The sequence below is a fragment of the Halalkalibacter lacteus genome, assembly GCF_036663595.1.
Classification (GTDB): Bacteria; Bacillota; Bacilli; order Bacillales; family Bacillaceae_D; genus Halalkalibacter; species Halalkalibacter lacteus.
In genome coordinates, this window is sequence record NZ_JAWRVL010000036.1 from 1 (window position 1) to 16538 (window position 16538).

Annotated in this window: 19 protein-coding genes and 1 other annotated feature; of the genes, 16 read left to right on the top strand and 3 right to left on the bottom strand. The window is 34.8% G+C overall.

Features of this window, described 5'->3' with window-relative positions:
• Both SAZ04_RS18840 and SAZ04_RS18845 read right to left on the bottom strand, forming a co-directional pair.
• Positions 1–726 (bottom strand): sensor histidine kinase (locus tag SAZ04_RS18840; protein WP_332698113.1); only part of this gene is annotated, 726 nt, incomplete at its 3' end.
• Positions 723–1427, bottom strand: coding sequence for a response regulator transcription factor (locus tag SAZ04_RS18845; protein ID WP_332698116.1), 705 nt, complete (start codon positions 1425–1427; stop codon positions 723–725). The genes SAZ04_RS18840 and SAZ04_RS18845, both read right to left, overlap by 4 nt.
• 578 nt (positions 1428–2005) lie before the next feature.
• Here SAZ04_RS18845 and SAZ04_RS18850 point away from each other — a divergent pair.
• From SAZ04_RS18850 to SAZ04_RS18870, 5 genes are all read left to right on the top strand, one after another.
• Complete coding sequence (locus SAZ04_RS18850; protein WP_332698119.1) at positions 2006–2665, top strand: hypothetical protein; 660 nt, start codon at positions 2006–2008, stop codon at positions 2663–2665.
• A gap of 516 nt (positions 2666–3181) precedes the next feature.
• Positions 3182–3796 carry a GNAT family N-acetyltransferase gene (locus SAZ04_RS18855; RefSeq protein ID WP_332698122.1) on the top strand — a complete coding sequence of 205 codons (615 nt, stop codon included), beginning with the start codon at positions 3182–3184 and terminating at the stop codon, positions 3794–3796.
• A gap of 48 nt (positions 3797–3844) precedes the next feature.
• Positions 3845–4444 (top strand): TetR/AcrR family transcriptional regulator, encoded by a 600-nt coding sequence (locus SAZ04_RS18860; RefSeq protein ID WP_332698125.1) that lies wholly within the window; start codon positions 3845–3847, stop codon positions 4442–4444.
• Between the two features lie 935 nt (positions 4445–5379).
• Entirely contained in the window at positions 5380–6279 is a 900-nt protein-coding gene (locus tag SAZ04_RS18865; RefSeq protein ID WP_332698128.1) for a PhzF family phenazine biosynthesis isomerase, read from the top strand.
• Positions 6280–6382: 103 nt separating this feature from the next.
• Complete coding sequence (locus SAZ04_RS18870) at positions 6383–6766, top strand: IolE/MocC family protein (protein WP_332698131.1); 384 nt, start codon at positions 6383–6385, stop codon at positions 6764–6766.
• 203 nt (positions 6767–6969) lie between these two features.
• On the opposite strand, the gene SAZ04_RS18875 is transcribed toward SAZ04_RS18870, so the two are convergent.
• Positions 6970–8205 carry an IS110 family RNA-guided transposase gene (locus SAZ04_RS18875; RefSeq protein ID WP_332698134.1) on the bottom strand — a complete coding sequence of 412 codons (1236 nt, stop codon included), beginning with the start codon at positions 8203–8205 and terminating at the stop codon, positions 6970–6972.
• A gap of 856 nt (positions 8206–9061) precedes the next feature.
• On the opposite strand from SAZ04_RS18875, the gene SAZ04_RS18880 reads away from it, so the two are divergent.
• The 11 genes from SAZ04_RS18880 (at position 9062) to SAZ04_RS18930 (ending at position 16458) form a co-directional block, all read left to right on the top strand.
• The gene (locus SAZ04_RS18880; protein WP_332698137.1) at positions 9062–9217 is read left to right on the top strand and encodes a hypothetical protein; all 156 of its coding nucleotides are present in this window, start codon (positions 9062–9064) and stop codon (positions 9215–9217) included.
• A 122-nt stretch (positions 9218–9339) separates the two neighbouring features.
• The gene (locus SAZ04_RS18885) at positions 9340–9612 is read left to right on the top strand and encodes a hypothetical protein (protein WP_332698140.1); all 273 of its coding nucleotides are present in this window, start codon (positions 9340–9342) and stop codon (positions 9610–9612) included.
• Between the two features lie 159 nt (positions 9613–9771).
• Positions 9772–9994 (top strand) — a binding site (T-box leader).
• A gap of 144 nt (positions 9995–10138) precedes the next feature.
• Positions 10139–11083, top strand: coding sequence for an acetamidase/formamidase family protein (locus SAZ04_RS18890; protein ID WP_332698143.1), 945 nt, complete (start codon positions 10139–10141; stop codon positions 11081–11083).
• Between the two features lie 157 nt (positions 11084–11240).
• Positions 11241–11765 carry an MFS transporter gene (locus tag SAZ04_RS18895; RefSeq protein WP_332698146.1) on the top strand — a complete coding sequence of 175 codons (525 nt, stop codon included), beginning with the start codon at positions 11241–11243 and terminating at the stop codon, positions 11763–11765.
• A gap of 20 nt (positions 11766–11785) precedes the next feature.
• Positions 11786–12448 carry an MFS transporter gene (locus tag SAZ04_RS18900; RefSeq protein WP_332698149.1) on the top strand — a complete coding sequence of 221 codons (663 nt, stop codon included), beginning with the start codon at positions 11786–11788 and terminating at the stop codon, positions 12446–12448.
• Between the two features lie 469 nt (positions 12449–12917).
• Complete coding sequence (locus tag SAZ04_RS18905; protein ID WP_332698152.1) at positions 12918–13358, top strand: NUDIX domain-containing protein; 441 nt, start codon at positions 12918–12920, stop codon at positions 13356–13358.
• Between the two features lie 99 nt (positions 13359–13457).
• The gene (locus SAZ04_RS18910) at positions 13458–14006 is read left to right on the top strand and encodes a GNAT family N-acetyltransferase (RefSeq protein WP_332698155.1); all 549 of its coding nucleotides are present in this window, start codon (positions 13458–13460) and stop codon (positions 14004–14006) included.
• A 134-nt stretch (positions 14007–14140) separates the two neighbouring features.
• Positions 14141–14551: a GNAT family N-acetyltransferase gene (locus SAZ04_RS18915; RefSeq protein ID WP_332698158.1), complete on the top strand. Its 411-nt coding sequence runs from the start codon at positions 14141–14143 to the stop codon at positions 14549–14551.
• A 77-nt stretch (positions 14552–14628) separates the two neighbouring features.
• Positions 14629–15072, top strand: coding sequence for a GNAT family N-acetyltransferase (locus SAZ04_RS18920; protein WP_332698160.1), 444 nt, complete (start codon positions 14629–14631; stop codon positions 15070–15072).
• Positions 15073–15341: 269 nt separating this feature from the next.
• Positions 15342–15812 carry a GNAT family N-acetyltransferase gene (locus SAZ04_RS18925; RefSeq protein ID WP_332698163.1) on the top strand — a complete coding sequence of 157 codons (471 nt, stop codon included), beginning with the start codon at positions 15342–15344 and terminating at the stop codon, positions 15810–15812.
• A 37-nt stretch (positions 15813–15849) separates the two neighbouring features.
• On the top strand, positions 15850–16458 hold the full coding sequence (locus SAZ04_RS18930) for a transglutaminase-like domain-containing protein (RefSeq protein ID WP_332698166.1): 609 nt from the start codon (positions 15850–15852) through the stop codon (positions 16456–16458).
• Positions 16459–16538: the final 80 nt, after the last annotated feature.

A 16538-nucleotide genomic window follows, 5' to 3' on the forward strand; every position in this document is an offset into this window, starting at 1 on the left:
CATAATAAACTGCTTCTGGATGAAAGAATGCCTCCATTTCAGTTTATAATCAAGTCCAGATAATTCGATTTCATACTCAGAGGCGATGTTCTCAAATAAGGTATAAGCTTCTACCGATTTCATATCAATGGTTTCTAGCGTAAGCTCATCCTTCGTAAACGCAGAGAAAGCATCGATAAGCTCAGCCATATACTTCGCTTTTTTAATAGTAAGTGCACAATATTCTTGTTTTTCTCTTTCGGTTAGATTTTTCTGTATGGAAAGTAGCTCCACAAAACCTGTTATGGAAGTCAATGGAGTTTTTAAATCATGAGCTATGGCTGCAATCATATCAACCTGTTCCTTATGTGCTTGATAAAGTCTTTCTTCCATTTCATTAAAATGATTGTACAATTCTCCGATTTCGTCGTTTCTTCTTGAATACAGTGAAGTTCGGGAATGGCCGATATTTACTTGTGTCAACCGTTTATTGAGGATCTGAATTGGCTTTGTAATGTTAAAGTGAAAATATACAATTAAAACAATAAACATCAATCCCATTAAAACACTTAGGAGCAGAATCATTTGAAAATGCAGGGGACTAAAAATATCTCCTTGCCACATGTGTCCTTCACCCGTTACTACCGATTTTATATATATAACAGAAAAGATGATAATTAGTAGAAACATTAGTAAAAACAGCAGCAGAAACAGTAAAGGAAGCTTAATTTTTAGCTTGATATTCATTCGCTCCCTTCAACATATTTGTATCCGATACCCCAGATTGTTTTTATAAAATCGAATTGCCCGATTTTCTTTCGTATATTTTTGATATGCACTGTGACAGTGTTTAACTCTCCATACTCATCTCCCCAGACGCTTTCATAAATTTGTTCGCGAGTTAATACGTTATTCGAGTGGTTCTTCAAATAAGATAAAATTTGGAATTCTTTTGTCGATAACTCTAGCTTCTGATTATTTAGAAAAGCTTCAAATGTATTTTCATTCAACACAAGTGGAGAACTTAAAGCTTGAGTATTCATAACCTTTTCTTGACTGAGACCGCTCCATTCTTTATATAAGCGGTCCACCTTTCTGAAATGAGCTTTGATTCGCGAGCAAAGCTCTTGCACGCTGAACGGCTTGGTCATATAATCGTCAGCGCCTATTTCCAATCCAATAATCTTATCCATGTCCTTGTTCCGAGCACTTAGCAACAGAATGGGGATGTTGTACTCACTTCTGATAATCCTGCAAACTTCCAACCCATCTATTTCTGGCATCATGATATCGAGCACGATAAAATTAACCTTGTTTTCTTTCAAAACTGATAGAGCTTCTTTTCCCGAATAAGTGGGAATCGCTTTGAATTGCTCGAATTTTAAGCTTTCAGTGATTAGCCTTACAATATCCTGGTCATCATCCACAACTAAAACAGTTTTCTCCATTTTTTCACCAGCTTTATTACATATTTATATTATTTCTATCATAGTAACAAAAATTTAAAACGTATACATTTATTATTTAATGAGTGCTTTTGTTGAACACCACAATAATTAAATAAGCCTTATATATACAGTTTTATTCGAAATATCGTCCACATAGGGCTGATCCCCTCATCGTGTAATTCCAATATCTTTCGATAATGAATCATAAAAAAATACCTCCTACATAATAATGGCACACCCAAAGGTGTGCTCACTAATTATACAGAAGGCGAAGTGGCAAACTCCCTGTCATTTACTGGTACATCCTTTGTCATTCGGTGGTAAGAACTATGTCAACGGTGGTACATTTCATTGGCCGTAATCATGTTGTTATTCAACAAACGGGCCAGATTGTGGAGTAACTCATTTTCAAAATAAATGGATATTTTAGAGGAGATTGTGAAGAAATACACTTAAACTATAGGAGCAGTTTTGTTTAACAAGGACCATCTTAATTTGAATAGTTAGAGAAAGTAGCCAAGCAAATGTATAAAAGTTAAATATTGGAATAACAATGGACTATGAAGGAGGGATTTCTCATGAAAAAACAACTAACATTATTTCTCTCTGTATTTACTATTTTATTATTTTATCCATCTCAAGGTCTAGCTGCTAATGAGTGTTCAGAGTCATCTTCAATTTTTAAGGATTTAAACAGTGAAGATAGTCACTGGTTTTCAAAGTTAATAAATGCGGAGCGTAATAACAAAGTAACGAAAAAAGATTTGATGGTTACTGATCAAGAAGTTTCTTTATCAATTTGTGAATTTTATGTTAATGACAATACACTTTCTTACTCTTTTAAGGTAACTTTTGATGAGGAATTAATAGAACCGAATTTTTTTAGACATTCAATATTAAATAAACCCGTAATTTCTGTTAATGGGGAATGGGTAAATCATAGTGATGTAATTTGGTCAGATAAAGTTTCTGAAAATGAGTATATTGGTGTTCAAGTTGTTGATGTTCATACAAAAGAAATTGATCAAAATGATACGTTTGAAGTTATTTATCAACAGAATGTAGGCTTACAAGGTATATGGGGATTTGAAATATCTAATCAAGAAGAAGAAAAGGAAGAAATCTACGAAATAGAAATTTATAAAGAAAAATTAGAGAGAGCAGATCGAATTATTCCTTTTTTACCTGTCTATGAACGGTTGGGAATGAGTAAATATTTTTTTATAACATCTTATTGAAGTAACGGGCGTTTCTGCAACAGCAGCAGGGACGCTTCTTTCTTTTTGTGTAAAAAAAGCCTACCTTGGTGATATTTCTGAGGACCAGGACTCCATTTTGAAAATCGAAAACCTCTCTACAGAAATCACCAATGTTGAAAGTATAAAGTATGTAAGTGAAAGTGTAAATTATTACAAAAATCTGTTAAGTGACTGGATTGCTTTTAGTAGCAAGGGTAAGAAAGGTTTCCTTAAATGGTGTGCTGAAAATGGTAAAGAATATGGATGGACTAACTCATATTATTATGAATAGTTTGTGAAGAAATGTACTTAAGCTCTAACGGGTGCAAGAGTTGAAGATCAAAACCTCTAACATAATGAATATCGATCTTCCACAATCGGGCGCTTTTCTGGAATAAAGAATGCGCTCTTTCTTTTTGTATAGGGCCAGATTGTGAGCATGATTTGACAGTGTAGTCTTGTGATTTTACAATGAGTATATATTCATTCATTAAAAATAAGAAAGGAGAATGGTATATGCAATCTGGGGTTCATAAGTTTACAATTTTTAAAGCTGATGAAATTGACCTAGATGTAAGGATGCAAATGTCTGAAATTTTTACGGAAGGATTCTCACAATGGTTAGGCTATTTTTCCAAAGACAAAAACAAAATTGCAAAAGCTTTTGCTCACATGTTTGTTTTAAATCAATTTTATGTAGCTATAACAAATGATAAAGTTGCTGGAATGACGGCATGCACGGACGGTAAAACGTTATCGGTAAGATTAAATAAAAAAGAGCTAAGAAAACACTTAGGTTTCTTCAAAGGAAGTATGGCAGGGATCTTTTTAAAAAAAGAATTTGAATCACTTTTTGAAAATTTCCCTCCCAATACAGGCTCGATTGAGTTTGTTGGAACAGCTTCCGAATTCAGAGGACAAGGTGTAGCATCCCAAATCATCCAGCATATTTTTGAAAATACACCTTACAAAGAATACGTCATTGAAGAGGTTGCGGATACAAATACTCCGGCAATGAGATTATATAAAAAATTGGGATTTGAAGAATATAAAAGAAAGCCTCTTCCGAAAAAGATAGCCAAGAAAAATGGAATCAATAACCTTTTGTCTTTGAAATACATGAAAAAGTAAGGATACATTTCTGCTGGATGAAAGTAAGTACTAAAGGAGGAAGAATCCTTGCCTAGGACCAAAGAACAATATGAAGCAATGAGGACTGCAACTAGAAACAAAATTCATTCTGCTGCCATTAAACTATTTGCAAAAAAGGGTTTTGCAGCAACTAGTGTTCAAGATATTGCAGATAGTGCAGGAATTAGTATTGGACTCTTGTACCGTCACTACCAAACCAAAGATGATTTGTTTAATGAACTTGTTTCATATGCAGCATCAGGATTAGAAAAAATGGTTGAAAAGTTTAAAACCGATTCCTCTCCAGTCGAATTAATTCGACAATTCACATTGGAAATTTTGAATGATCTTAAGAAAGATGATGAATTCGCAAAATTTCTTATGATTATGAACCAGTCTTCCATGATTGACGAGCCTTCCCCTCAGGTTCAAAACCTTAATAAACAAAGTGAATTGATGCTTAAACAAACAACCCATTTAATCGAAAAAGGCCAGGAACTTGGTCAGTTTAAAGATGGAAGTGCTACGGAAATGGCATTTTACTACTTTGCTTCGATACAAGGGTTAACGATGATAAAACTTACAATGAGTGAACGATATATTACGCCAAGTCCCCAAATAGTGACAGCATTTTTAATAAAGGAATAAGCTAATTGGACAGATTTACTCATATGTATATCAATGACCAAATAGCAAGTGATTATAGGACTAAGAACATATTTTAGTTATTCCATTAAAGGGCGCATTTCTGGAGCAAGAAATGCGCTCTTCTTCTAACGAAGCAGGTGTGCGGCCGAGCCTAGGTCGTATCATATAGCGGGTGGGATTCCCGTCGAGCAAGAACTAGCCATTCACTCGTAGCGAGTCTTGGAGGGCTAAAGGTAACTTTAGTCTTTAAGCGTAGACAGTTAGGTTGCGGGCCGAAAGCCAAATGGTTGAAGGGATTGAGCCCCATAATGTTAGTAATTCGAGAGGGCTGATGCTTTACCTGCAGCAGAAAGCAACATTTCATTCTTCGTATATGGCAAGAAGAATGAAACCTCTCTGGGGTCAGAGACCTTGGCACGTTACACATTGATATGATACGGCAACTCGGGAGACCCTATCAGTCTTTTCTTAAGTAGAAGAGTATGGTGTACAAGCGATAATAAGTAAGGAAACCAAACGCTGGTTAGGGAGTCGGATAGCAGCGTAGTACCAATGAAGTTGGGTAATGCTGATGGAGGAAAGGCTGCTACCTAGTTACCACCCTTGCTAGGGACACATTTACTACACACAGAGGTAGACCTACACTCAGAGGTAGGACGATTAAATGGAAACAAAACTAGTAAGGATAGCAGGAATGGCAAGTTATTTCTGCGAATGGTAACTAGGAGGAGCCGTGTGCGTGAGTAGCGCAAGCACGGTTCTGTGAGGGGGGAGAGTACAATCTATCGAAAGGTAGAGAGACTCTCTTCTACTCGACTCAGGAACAAGTAGAAACGCTTATTTTTATTTAGATAGGTTTTGTTTTTAACCAAGAAATTAAGAAGAAATGGTAAAATAATGAAAAGTATCTAATTTGAACTTAGGGGGAATGGGATATGAAGTCGATAACGGTTTATCATTATGATGCTTTTAGTAAAGAACCTGACAAGGGAAATCCTGCGGGAGTAGTTTTAAACGGTGATGAATTGACAGATGTAGAAATGCAAGAGATTGCTTTCAAAGTTGGCTTTAATGAGACGGCTTTTCCAGTTAAATCGGATGTAGCTGACCTTAGAATACGATTTTTTACACCAGGTCATGAAATGAATTTATGTGGTCATGCAACAATGGCAACTGTTTATGCTTTAAAAAGTAAAGGGTTATTGGGAGATAAAACAGAGATATCAATTGAAACAAACGCTGGCATTCTACCGATTAAAATTAACGCATCTGTTGATAGTGAAATATTTATAACGATGAAACAGGCTTCTCCCCAATTCAAGGAATTTACAGGTTCAAAAGAAGAATTAGCGAACTCAATAGGATTAAAAGAATCAGACCTTCATGCTGATTTGCCTATCCTTTATGGAAGTACAGGTACTTGGACTTTGCTAATACCGATAAAACAACTATGTGCTTTTCAAAAAATGGTACCGAATAATAAGCAATTTCCTGAAATTTTAAAGGAACTGCCTAAATCATCTGTCCATCCTTTTTGTCTGGAAACATATGATTCTAAAGCTGATATGCACGCTCGGCACTTCTCTTCACCCTATTCAGGGACTATTGAAGATGCAGTAACTGGTACTGCTTCAGGGGTAATGGGGACTTTTTATGCAAAATACATAAAAAATAGTTTTATAGAACCTCTGAATCTTATAGTTGAACAAGGTCATGAAATTGAAAAAGATGGTCGGGTTGTAGTACAGGTTTCAAAAAATAGTGAATCATTTGATGTTCAAATTACTGGAAATGCAGTTTATGTTAAAGATTTTCAAGTTTTGTTAGAAAATTAAGAGTTTGTGAATTTATACACTTTAATTAACGGGTTGCGATTGCTCAATAAGGGCAGTCGCTTCTAGTGCTACGAGGCAGTAATGTTATACGAGGGGGAAAAGCATGAAACGAACTTATTTAATTTTTACGACTCTGAGTATTGTACTACTAATATTATTTGCTGGTTGTAGTCAGCAACCTGATATTGATATGAGTAAAGCATTAGATGAGTGGAGAGAACATTTTGAAGGCGTAGAGACAGTTGCAGCTTCATTTGATGGGGAGAGTAATATCAAACTTAGAGTAATGGTTGAAGAACAACTAACTCAAGAAGAAGCAGTTTTGTTATTTAATCATATGTTAGACAGTATTATTGAGTATTCCAATTCATCAGACGTTTGGGATAATTATAATGGTTATTTTGAAATTGTAAGCTATGATGACGGAATGCTATATGAAGCAACTAAGCTTATTGGTGAAGATTTGGATGTCATTACTAGCGAATAATAAATAACAGAGTGCTTGAACGAAAGAAGGAGTTGTCGCGGCGGAATAGCCTATCGCTTCTTGTGCTAAACCAGCTAATAGTTTGTCAACATTTTTCAATAAAAATCTTAAATCAGCCATGATATACTAAATATGCGCATACTAAATAGCCTTCCAATTAGACTCTTTTGGAAGGTTTTGTGTTATTTAGTTAGATATAGAGTTTAAGCTATATCTTGGAAAGCACTCTTGCTTTTTAATAGGGCGTAGATCCAGTGTAAGAGCTTATTAACACATGCGATGACAGCTACTTTAAAAGGTTTTCCTTCCGCACGTTTTTTATCATAAAACTCGCGTAATTTTTTGTTGCGAGGAATGATTTCATCACTCTTCTTCTTCTTGCGACAATCGCGAATAGCACAACGGACTGCCATATATAACGCATGACGAAGCCTACTTGAACCACGCTTCGTAATTCGGTTTTGAGTAGCTGTAAACTTACCAGACTCGAATACACTAGGATCAACACCAGCGAAAGCCACAAGTTTCTTAGGATTATCAAATCGATCTATCTCACCGATTTCAGAGATAATCGTTGCAGCGATTTTTTCTCCAATACCAGGGATAGATTTGATAATGGTATATTCCTCAACTTCTTTGGCAAGGGCATCTATCTCTGACTCCAACTTTGATAGGTGCTCTTTGTATTGAAGAATAATGTTGATAAACATATCAAGGCTTAAAAGATGGCTCTGATAAACAGTTTTTTCAAACGGATTACGTTTTGCCGCAGCTATAAGTTCGTTCGCTTTTTCATTTGCCCACCTTATTGAACGACTTCTACAAAGCTCATTTATCTTTTCAGTTAGTGTCTCTTCACTTGCGTTTAGAATGTCCTCCGAAGATGGAAATTCTAATAAAGTTAAGAGAGAAACCACCGAATACAAATCACCAAAAACGCCTCTATATTCAGGAAACACTTGGTCAAGAATGGCTTGAAATTGTAATTTAGTTTGAATAAGTGTCCCAGTAATATTTTCATGTTGTCTTGTTAGATTACGAAGGTTTAAGAGTTGAACTCCACGCTTTTTATAGGGTTCTAACTCTTCCTTGTAAAACAGCTCGCAGAGGTGATAAGCATCAACCGCATCGGTTTTAACCTTCCTTAAACTCGAACTTTTCGCTTTATAAGAAATCAGTGGATTAATGATAATTAATAAGTACCCACGCTCCTCTAAGTAATGAACAACTGGTGTTTGATAATGCCCCGTTGCCTCTAGAATAATTGGTGGTTTTACATCTGACTGTTCTTTTACTTCCTCAAGAAACTCTCGAAGAGAAGCAAGCCCATCCAAGGTATGACTAACTTTAAAACTCTTACGGTATGGTTTTCCCTTATCTAAAAAAGCTTGAACCTGACTTTCCCCTTTTGACACATCCAGACCTATGACTGGATTCATTCTAAATCTCCTCCTAAACTTGTAATTTGCCAGTACCCCTAATTCATCTTGCAGTGTCACAGCTTCGCTTGTTATACGAGATCTAAGTCCCAACCAGCCTCAATCATGTTTCTACAAGTAGGGGGCAAACTGTTTAGCTGACGGGATCAAAGCCCCACGGGCAGTTACGTTTTACCCCTGGCTACTGTTATAATAAGACCATATAAAAAAAGGTCAACCAGAAATATTTTCTTATCTGGATGACCTTATAATACGAACGTGGCAGTTTAGTGAACGAAAAATATAAGAAAAGTGATTTAGGGGGGTATTTATGTATAGACATGTATTATTTATTTTAATAATTAGTTCTGTTTTTGGATTGATAAGTTACAATACCCATGTAATGAAGAGTGAACCAACTCTATTTCATGCGATTTCTTCTATACTCTTTATCTGTATATTGTTTTTTTACAGTGCATTTATGGGAAGAAAAAAACAGTAAACTTTTTATCATTTATTACAAAATATTGGGGTATAGGATTTTTTATATTTTTAACTAGCTACTTTTTGTTTTTGGCACCAATTTTTTACCCAGCAAATTTTCTATTCACAATACCAATATACGGAGCAGTTAGATATTTCTCCGATATACTGCCATCCGCGAGTGTAAGTATTTTTATTTTTAGTATAGCTTTTCTTTACTTAACTTGTGTAGTTGGATATTTTGTAGGACGATTAAAATCATAAAATTACTAACGGGAGTATTAGTTTAGGAGCTGTTGCAATGGCAGTCCCTTTTGAAGTAACGAAGCATTTTCTTCAATAAGGCAATGAGCTTTTACTATGAAATATAGGTGGGGTTTGTTAGGAGGTATTTATGTATAAGGTAGTTGATACTTTTAAAAGTATGTTCCTAGATTTATTTTCAATGGGTAAAGGCTTTGTTTATGGGTTTGTAATGATTGGACTGTTTATTGTTATTGGTGTTGCTTTAATATACGGTGTTCTCGTTCTAAGAAATCTATTCTTTTAATTTATAAAGGGTGCGATGCTTGAATAATCGGAGCATCGCTTTACTTGTTCTGCAGGTTTTGTTTTGAAATATCATGTAAACAGAGTTCGATAATAATTAGAAGATTGTTAGGAGGAATATTTATGTTTTTAGTGGATATAGCACTAATTTTAACATTGATATTATCTGTACTTTATCCAATTATACTTATTTTTGGAGTAGTGATTTCTTGGAGAAATTCATTCAAAGAGGGAGTTATCAGTTTTATTTTAATGCTCAGTCATAATGTTGTTGTGTTTTTATACGATAAAACAATTTTAGAATACTATCCAACCTATACGGATGCGGTATTAAAAATTTTAATAACATTAGCAATTAGTACCTTGATTTTAGGCATTTATCGTCGTTGGAAATAATTATCTAAATATCTAACACTATTAAATTAACGGGGGCGATGCTTTAACAAGGCATCACTTGCCTTGTTGCGCTAACTGGCAGGATGGTTTAAGAAGAATTAGTAAAATATGGGTTGACTATTACTTGAGCAGATTATAAAATGAGAAAAATCAAATAATTCAAACGCAATGAATGGGACTATTAAGGAATATTTGTCGTTTAGAGAGCTGTCGGTTGGTGAAAGACAGTCGATGAACTCCCCAAGTCACCCATAAGTGGCAAGACTGATAAGTAGGTCTTGACGGTTAACCTCTGTAATCAGGTTTTAAAAGTGGATTCGTAAGCCTTATTTAATTGAATCAAAAAGAGTGGTACCGCGTAGGAAAACCTATCGTCTCTTTATAGAGATGATAGGTTTTTTATGTTTTTCTTTTAAATAAAAAATAAGAAGATCAAATTAGCAGCAACATCTTATTCAAAAGTAGTATTTTTAGAGTTAAGGTTCTTTTCGTAGCTTCATTAAATTTAATAAAAGGAGTATTTTCAATGACCACACATTATATTAACCCTAAAAGAGAGACACTTCACGGTTCTTTCTCCAAAGATTATCAACCGATTATAACGATAAGTTCTGGTGATTCTGTTCGTTATTCTACCCTTGATGCACTTTGGGGCTTGGAACCTTTTAGATCAACAGGAGAACGTAAAGTCTTTGAAACAAAAGATTCAAACGAAAACAGTGGTCATGCACTCTGTGGACCAATTGCTATTAAAGGTGCTGAGGTAGGTATGAGTTTGGTGATAAAAATTAATGAAATTCGTCCAGCTTCATGGGGATGGAGTTTTGCAGGAGGCACTACTCAAGTAAAAGAACGACTTGGGGTAGAAGATCAAGAGGGTTATCACTTAAATTGGAATTTGGATACAGGAACCATGATTGGAACAAGTCAATTCAATCATAGAGTTCCTTTAAAACCTTTTATGGGGACGATGGGAATGCCACCTAACGAACAAGGAATTCATTCAACTGTACCTCCAAGGTTTTGTGGTGGGAATATTGATTGTAAAGAACTTGTTGCAGGAAGCATTTTATATCTACCCATACCTGTTTCTGGAGGCTTGTTTTCGGTAGGTGATGGACATGCAGCTCAAGGAGACGGAGAAGTTAGCACTCAAGCAATCGAATGTCCAATGGAACTGGTTGATTTAACTTTTACACTTAATAAGGATTTAAAATTATCAATGCCCCGTGCTTATACTCCAGTAGGTTGGATTACATTTGGATTGCACGAGGATCTAAACGAAGCTAGTATGATCGCTCTTGAAGGAATGCTCGATCTTATGGAAGATCTTTATGGTTTCAAGCGAAAAGAAGCTTATACTTTAGCTAGTTTAACCGTGGATATGAGGATTACCCAGATGGTAAATGGGGTTAAAGGTGTACATGCTATATTGCCACACGATGCATTAATAACACCAAAATTGGTTTAAACAAATAAAAATTGCAAACAGGACAATGTTGATTATACTTACTCAAGCCTTTTCGTTTCTTCTTATGGAAGAGTTCTACTTTGTCAATTTTATGCGTGTTATTAAATCATTTTATAACTTTGATCCAAGTGATGTAGTTTTGGGGATGTGAAGATGAATGGAAATTTGGAAACGTAATTTATGGGTTCTTTGGATTGGAGCTTTTATTACTTCTGCTAGCTATACAATGGTTATTCCTTTCTTACCATTGTTTCTTCTTGAATTAGGTGTTAAACAACACACAGAATTGTGGTCAGGTTTTTTATTTAGTTCTGCTTTTCTTGCGGGAGCAATTGCTTCACCATTTTTGGGAAATTTGGCGGATAAGTATGGACGAAAATTGATGATCATAAGGGCTGGGATTTTTCTTTTCCTAATTTATACTCTTACTGCTTTTGTAACAAACCCATATGAATTACTCACGTTGCGAGTCATGCAAGGGCTATTAACAGGGTTTATTCCAGGTACGATTGCATTAATTGGTACTAATACACCCAATCATAAAGTTGGATACGCACTCGCTATGATCTCAACCTCAACTGCTGCGGGAGGTGTATTAGGTCCGCTTCTAGGTGGCGGTATTGCACAATTAGCAGGAAGCAGAATCGCTTTTGCAAGTGCAGGAATCATAGTGTTATTCTAACTTTATTAGTCATGTTTCTAGTGAAGGAAGAAAAATTCACACCAAACAAAGTTCGAGGTTCTGTCCTAAAAGACATTCGAGTATCGGTAAGTAATCGTTCATTCATGATGATCTTATGTTTAACTATAATCACAACATGTTCTGTTATGACGATTGAACCTATTCTTCCCTTATATATTGGGAAGATAGATGATACTATACAAAATACGATGTTTTTTACTGGTGTTTTGTTTTCATTACCTGGCATTGCTAATATCTTATTCGGACCCTTTTGGGGCAAGTTGGCAGACAAAATAGGGTTTCACAGGATCTTATTTATTGGTTTGCTTGGAGGTGGAATAGGATCTTTATCTCAAATGATGTTTACAGATATATGGGGGTTCTCGATTGCCCGACTAGGATACGGTATTTTTTTCTGTGCTGTGTTCCCTGCATTAAATGGACTCATGATTAGAGCAACACCAGAGGGATTTCGTGGACGTGCTTTTGGATTAAAGGAGTCAGCAAATCAATTAGGTTATATGATAGGACCTATAATTGGTGGTGTTTTTGGAGGATTCTTCCCAATGCAAAGTGTGTTCTTAATTACAGGATCATTGCTATTAGTTGCAGCTGGTATGTGTTATGCGTGTAAAGAGCAGGAAAAAAGTAAGGAGTTTCCAGCAAAGCAAAAAGCTATATAAAATTTTCTATTCTCTCTGTTTTTATTATGTGCACCCATATCGAAAGCGAGCTATTCGATTTATGGAACTATGGGAGAATGATAAAAGCGAATGGAAAGTAAAAGTTTATGGTATTTCGTCCCACGAAAGAAGGTAATATTCTTCCACAGTAGGGTGCGTTAATTGAAGTTCGCTTTTGAATTTTAGTCTGACTATTTTCTCTAAACAACCGCAATAGTGGTATAACCCTTGAATTACTTTTTCATAATAGGTAAAATTATTAATGAATAGAATATTTAATAATGAACTGGAAAATTGTAGCTAGGGTTCCGCTTTTTATTTAAGGTCTGTGACCGAGGGCTATATCTTTTACATATTGTGTAAAAGGCACCTATTGACACAAAAGGTCCGAGGGGAAAGGTTCAGCGTATTTATCATGCGTTGAAATCTTTCACCTCGGACTTTTTTATTTTAAAGGGAGGTAGTATGTTTGAAACACATTGACGACATTAGAGCAGGAGTTGCTATTGTAATTTTGGATGAGGAAAAGCGAGTTTTGTTGCAGAAGAGAGCTGATGTAGGATTATGGGGGATTCCGTCAGGACATGTAGAAGTAGGAGAAACAGTAGCTGATGCAGCAATTAGAGAAGTAAAGGAGGAAACTAACTTAGATATTCGCCTTATAAAGCTTATTGGTGTCTACTCTGACCCAAGTTCTCAAGTATTTACATATCCAACTGGAAAAGTTGTTCACTTTATTACAACCTGTTTTTCAGCTGAAATTAAGGGTGGAGAACTTCGATGCAATTCTTCAGAGTCGCTCGATGTTCAATTCTTTAAACAGGATGTTTTACCACAAGATTTGTTAAAGATGCACCCTCGATGGCTGACGGATGCTCTTGAAAATAAAGAAGCAGCATTTATTCGTTAATTTATTATTTATCTTATACCATTATACGAAGGGCGGATTTCTAGAGCAAGTCATGCGCTTTTCTTAATGAATTAGGTCATTTTACTAGGAGGGATAATTTTGTTTAAGTCAGTTATTGATCCTAATTCTTACATATCTATTTTAGAAACAAGACACGCAGGTGAATTATTTAACCTAATTGATGGAAGCCGTGAGAGTATTGGAAAGTGGCTGTCTTTTCCTGAATTTACAAATGAAGTTCAAGATACAAAGACATTTATTGAAAAATCTCTAAATAGATTTGCATCTAATAATGGATATTGGGCAGGAATATGGCATAAAGGGAAGATTGCGGGTTCAATAGGTTATTTATATTTAGACTGGGTTAATAACAAAACAGAGATTGGATATTGGTTAGGAAAAGACTTTGAAGGCCTTGGATTAGCAACAAAGGCTTGTGACATTTTAATTGAACATGCATTTAGTGAATTACAACTAAACAAGGTGGAAATAAACGTAGCAACTCAAAATATAAAAAGTAAGGCTATTCCAGAACGTTTGGGATTTACAAAAGAAGGATCAATAAGAAACTACGAATTCTTAAATGGCGAATACCTTGATAGAATTATATATGGGCTTTTAAAAGATGAATGGCGTAATAAAAAATAATTAATTTGGCTTATTCAGCGAAGGGCGCGTTTAACGCGTCTTTTTATATAGGGAGTTTCGATGAAAAAGGTATTTTGACAACAAAAAGAGAATTAAGAGATCATATATGTAGAAATTTAATGGAGGATATAGAATTGAAGTGGACAAAAGATGATTTTATGATAAGTGATGATACATTATTAATTAATTTTGATACTGTTTTACAAATGTTGTCGAAAACATACTGGGCTTCAGATAGAACAAAAGAAACAGTTGAAAAAAGTATTGAAAATTCTATTTCTTTTGGTATATATCACAAGGATAAACAAATGGGTTTTGCTAGGGTTGTTACTGATAAAGCTGTATTTTCATGGCTTTTAGATGTTGTAATAGATGACAGTTATAGAAGGAATGGATTAGGTCAATGGTTGATGGAATGTATCTTAGAGCATCCAGAAATTAAATATACTCGTTTTGCTCTTGCTACTAAAGATGCTCATGATTTTTATAAAAAATTTAATTTTAAAGAAAATGAATGTATGGCAAGAGGATTAGTTGTTGAATAATGCTTGAATTTTCTTAACAAACGTCTGTAAGAGAGAGATATGAAGTTACTTTTGCCAAAATGTGTGAGGGATAATTGATGAGAAATGCAACATTATTAGATATACCTGCAATTACATTACTCAAATTAAAGATGTTTCAAGAGGTTGGAATGGAACACAAGCTAAGAGTTGATTTTATTCAAGAAGTTGAGAATACGTATAAGTTGTTATATGAAACAGGAAAAGCACAACATTTTCTCATTGAACAAAATAATGAAATTATTGCATGTGCGGGTGCATTTATCAAAGAAGACATTCCTTACTGTTTTTATAAAGATGTTCAGTATGGATTTATTGGAGACGTATATGTTGAGCCTCATTACAGAAAAAGAGGCTATGCAAGAGAGTTGACAAATGAAGTCTTAAATTGGTTTTCTGAAAAAGAATTAAAAACTATTCGTTTATTAGCAAGTCCAAATGCAAGAAAATTGTACAAATCAATAGGCTTTAAAGAAACTGACGATATGATTTTACATAGATAAGGCTTTAATTTTTTTTAGCAAAACTACATAAAAGCTATATATCATTCAATTATAGGGGGCATTTCTGCAATAAAGCTAATTCAGATCAGTCTAAAAATGATCTTCAATAATCGGGCGCTTTTCTGAAATAAGGAAAAGCGTCTTTCTTCATGAAAAGGGCCATTTTCTTGAATAAGAGAACCGAATTTTTAGACAGTAGGGTTATATCTCTTTGTTGATTAAATATACAATAAGTTGTATCTTTATAAATAATGAGGGAGGGATATAACTTGGAGATAAAATTTGCTGAGGTATTGGATGCACCAATAATACACGACTTAATGATCAAGGCATTTATGGAATATAAAGACGAAGTACCATCCTCAAGTGCTTTGGAGGAAACTGTACAATCTGTATTAATTGCTTTAAAAGACGGTGAGCAGGGTTTAATAAGCTATGTTGATAATCAGCCTGTTGGAATGGTTCGTTTTCAATTAAAAGAAGACGGTTTATATTTTTATAGACTATCAGTAATTCCAGAAAAACAGGGTCTTGGTATTGCGAAAAAAATAGTAAGGTCTTTAGAAGATGTCGCAATAAAAAAGGGAGTAACTACGATATTTTGCAAAGTTCGTATGACTGTGCCTAAAAATATAAAGTTATATCGTTCAATTGGGTATGGAATCTATGATGAGGAAGTTGTACATAAACCAAACGGTATAAATATTAAAGTTGTTTCTATGAAGAAGAGACTCAATTAGGGCAAGCATCACAATAATTGATCAAGGAGCGGAGCTAGTGTATCTAATATGTGAAAGTGATAATTTAGAAGATTATTTGCTTGAATTAAACGAGATTAATAATTCTAACCCTTTGATAAAGTCGAAAGTAGATGAACTTTTTAATCCATCTCAATCTGAAATTGAAAAGGCAGAGGTTGCTTTTGAATTTGTTCGTGATGGAATATCTCATTCTTGGGATATCCAAGGGAAACGAGTTACGTGTAATGCATCAGATGTATTAACCTATAAAGAAGGGATATGCTTTGCAAAATCCCATTTACTAGCATCTTTATTACGTTCACAAGGAATACCAACTGGTTTCTGTTATCAACGTTTGATGTTGTTTGATACACCAGAAAAAGGGTACTGTATTCATGCTTTGAATGCTGTCTATTTAAAAGAACTTAATAAATGGCAAAGGCTAGACGCTCGTGGGAATAAAAAGGGAATTGATGCCCAATTTTCAATTGATGAAGAAAAATTAGCTTTTACGCCCCAAGAGAAGTTTGGTGAAAAGGATTATCCTATTATTTATAGGAAACCACATCCAAAAACAATAGCTGCGTTAAAAGAACAAACAGATGTATTAGAATTGTATAAATATCACTTACCAGAGAGCTTATAGTTGTTCCATTTAAGGGCGCGTTTATCGAACAACGCGTCTTTTTATATAAGGCCAAATAGTTGAACAAGGAACTTTAAAAT

Excerpts from the sequence above, each read along its gene's own strand:
- SAZ04_RS18895 (WP_332698146.1), top strand. The coding sequence starts at position 11,241 with ATGGAAATTTGGAAACGTAATTTATGGGTTCTTTGGATTGGAGCTTTT.
- SAZ04_RS18845 (WP_332698116.1), bottom strand. The coding sequence starts at position 1,427 with ATGGAGAAAACTGTTTTAGTTGTGGATGATGACCAGGATATTGTAAGG.
- SAZ04_RS18890 (WP_332698143.1), top strand. The coding sequence starts at position 10,139 with ATGACCACACATTATATTAACCCTAAAAGAGAGACACTTCACGGTTCT.
- SAZ04_RS18885 (WP_332698140.1), top strand. The coding sequence starts at position 9,340 with ATGTTTTTAGTGGATATAGCACTAATTTTAACATTGATATTATCTGTA.
- SAZ04_RS18850 (WP_332698119.1), top strand. The coding sequence starts at position 2,006 with ATGAAAAAACAACTAACATTATTTCTCTCTGTATTTACTATTTTATTA.
- SAZ04_RS18855 (WP_332698122.1), top strand. The coding sequence starts at position 3,182 with ATGCAATCTGGGGTTCATAAGTTTACAATTTTTAAAGCTGATGAAATT.
- SAZ04_RS18870 (WP_332698131.1), top strand. The coding sequence starts at position 6,383 with ATGAAACGAACTTATTTAATTTTTACGACTCTGAGTATTGTACTACTA.
- SAZ04_RS18880 (WP_332698137.1), top strand. The coding sequence starts at position 9,062 with ATGTATAAGGTAGTTGATACTTTTAAAAGTATGTTCCTAGATTTATTT.
- SAZ04_RS18920 (WP_332698160.1), top strand. The coding sequence starts at position 14,629 with ATGAGAAATGCAACATTATTAGATATACCTGCAATTACATTACTCAAA.
- SAZ04_RS18875 (WP_332698134.1), bottom strand. The coding sequence starts at position 8,205 with ATGAATCCAGTCATAGGTCTGGATGTGTCAAAAGGGGAAAGTCAGGTT.
- SAZ04_RS18865 (WP_332698128.1), top strand. The coding sequence starts at position 5,380 with ATGAAGTCGATAACGGTTTATCATTATGATGCTTTTAGTAAAGAACCT.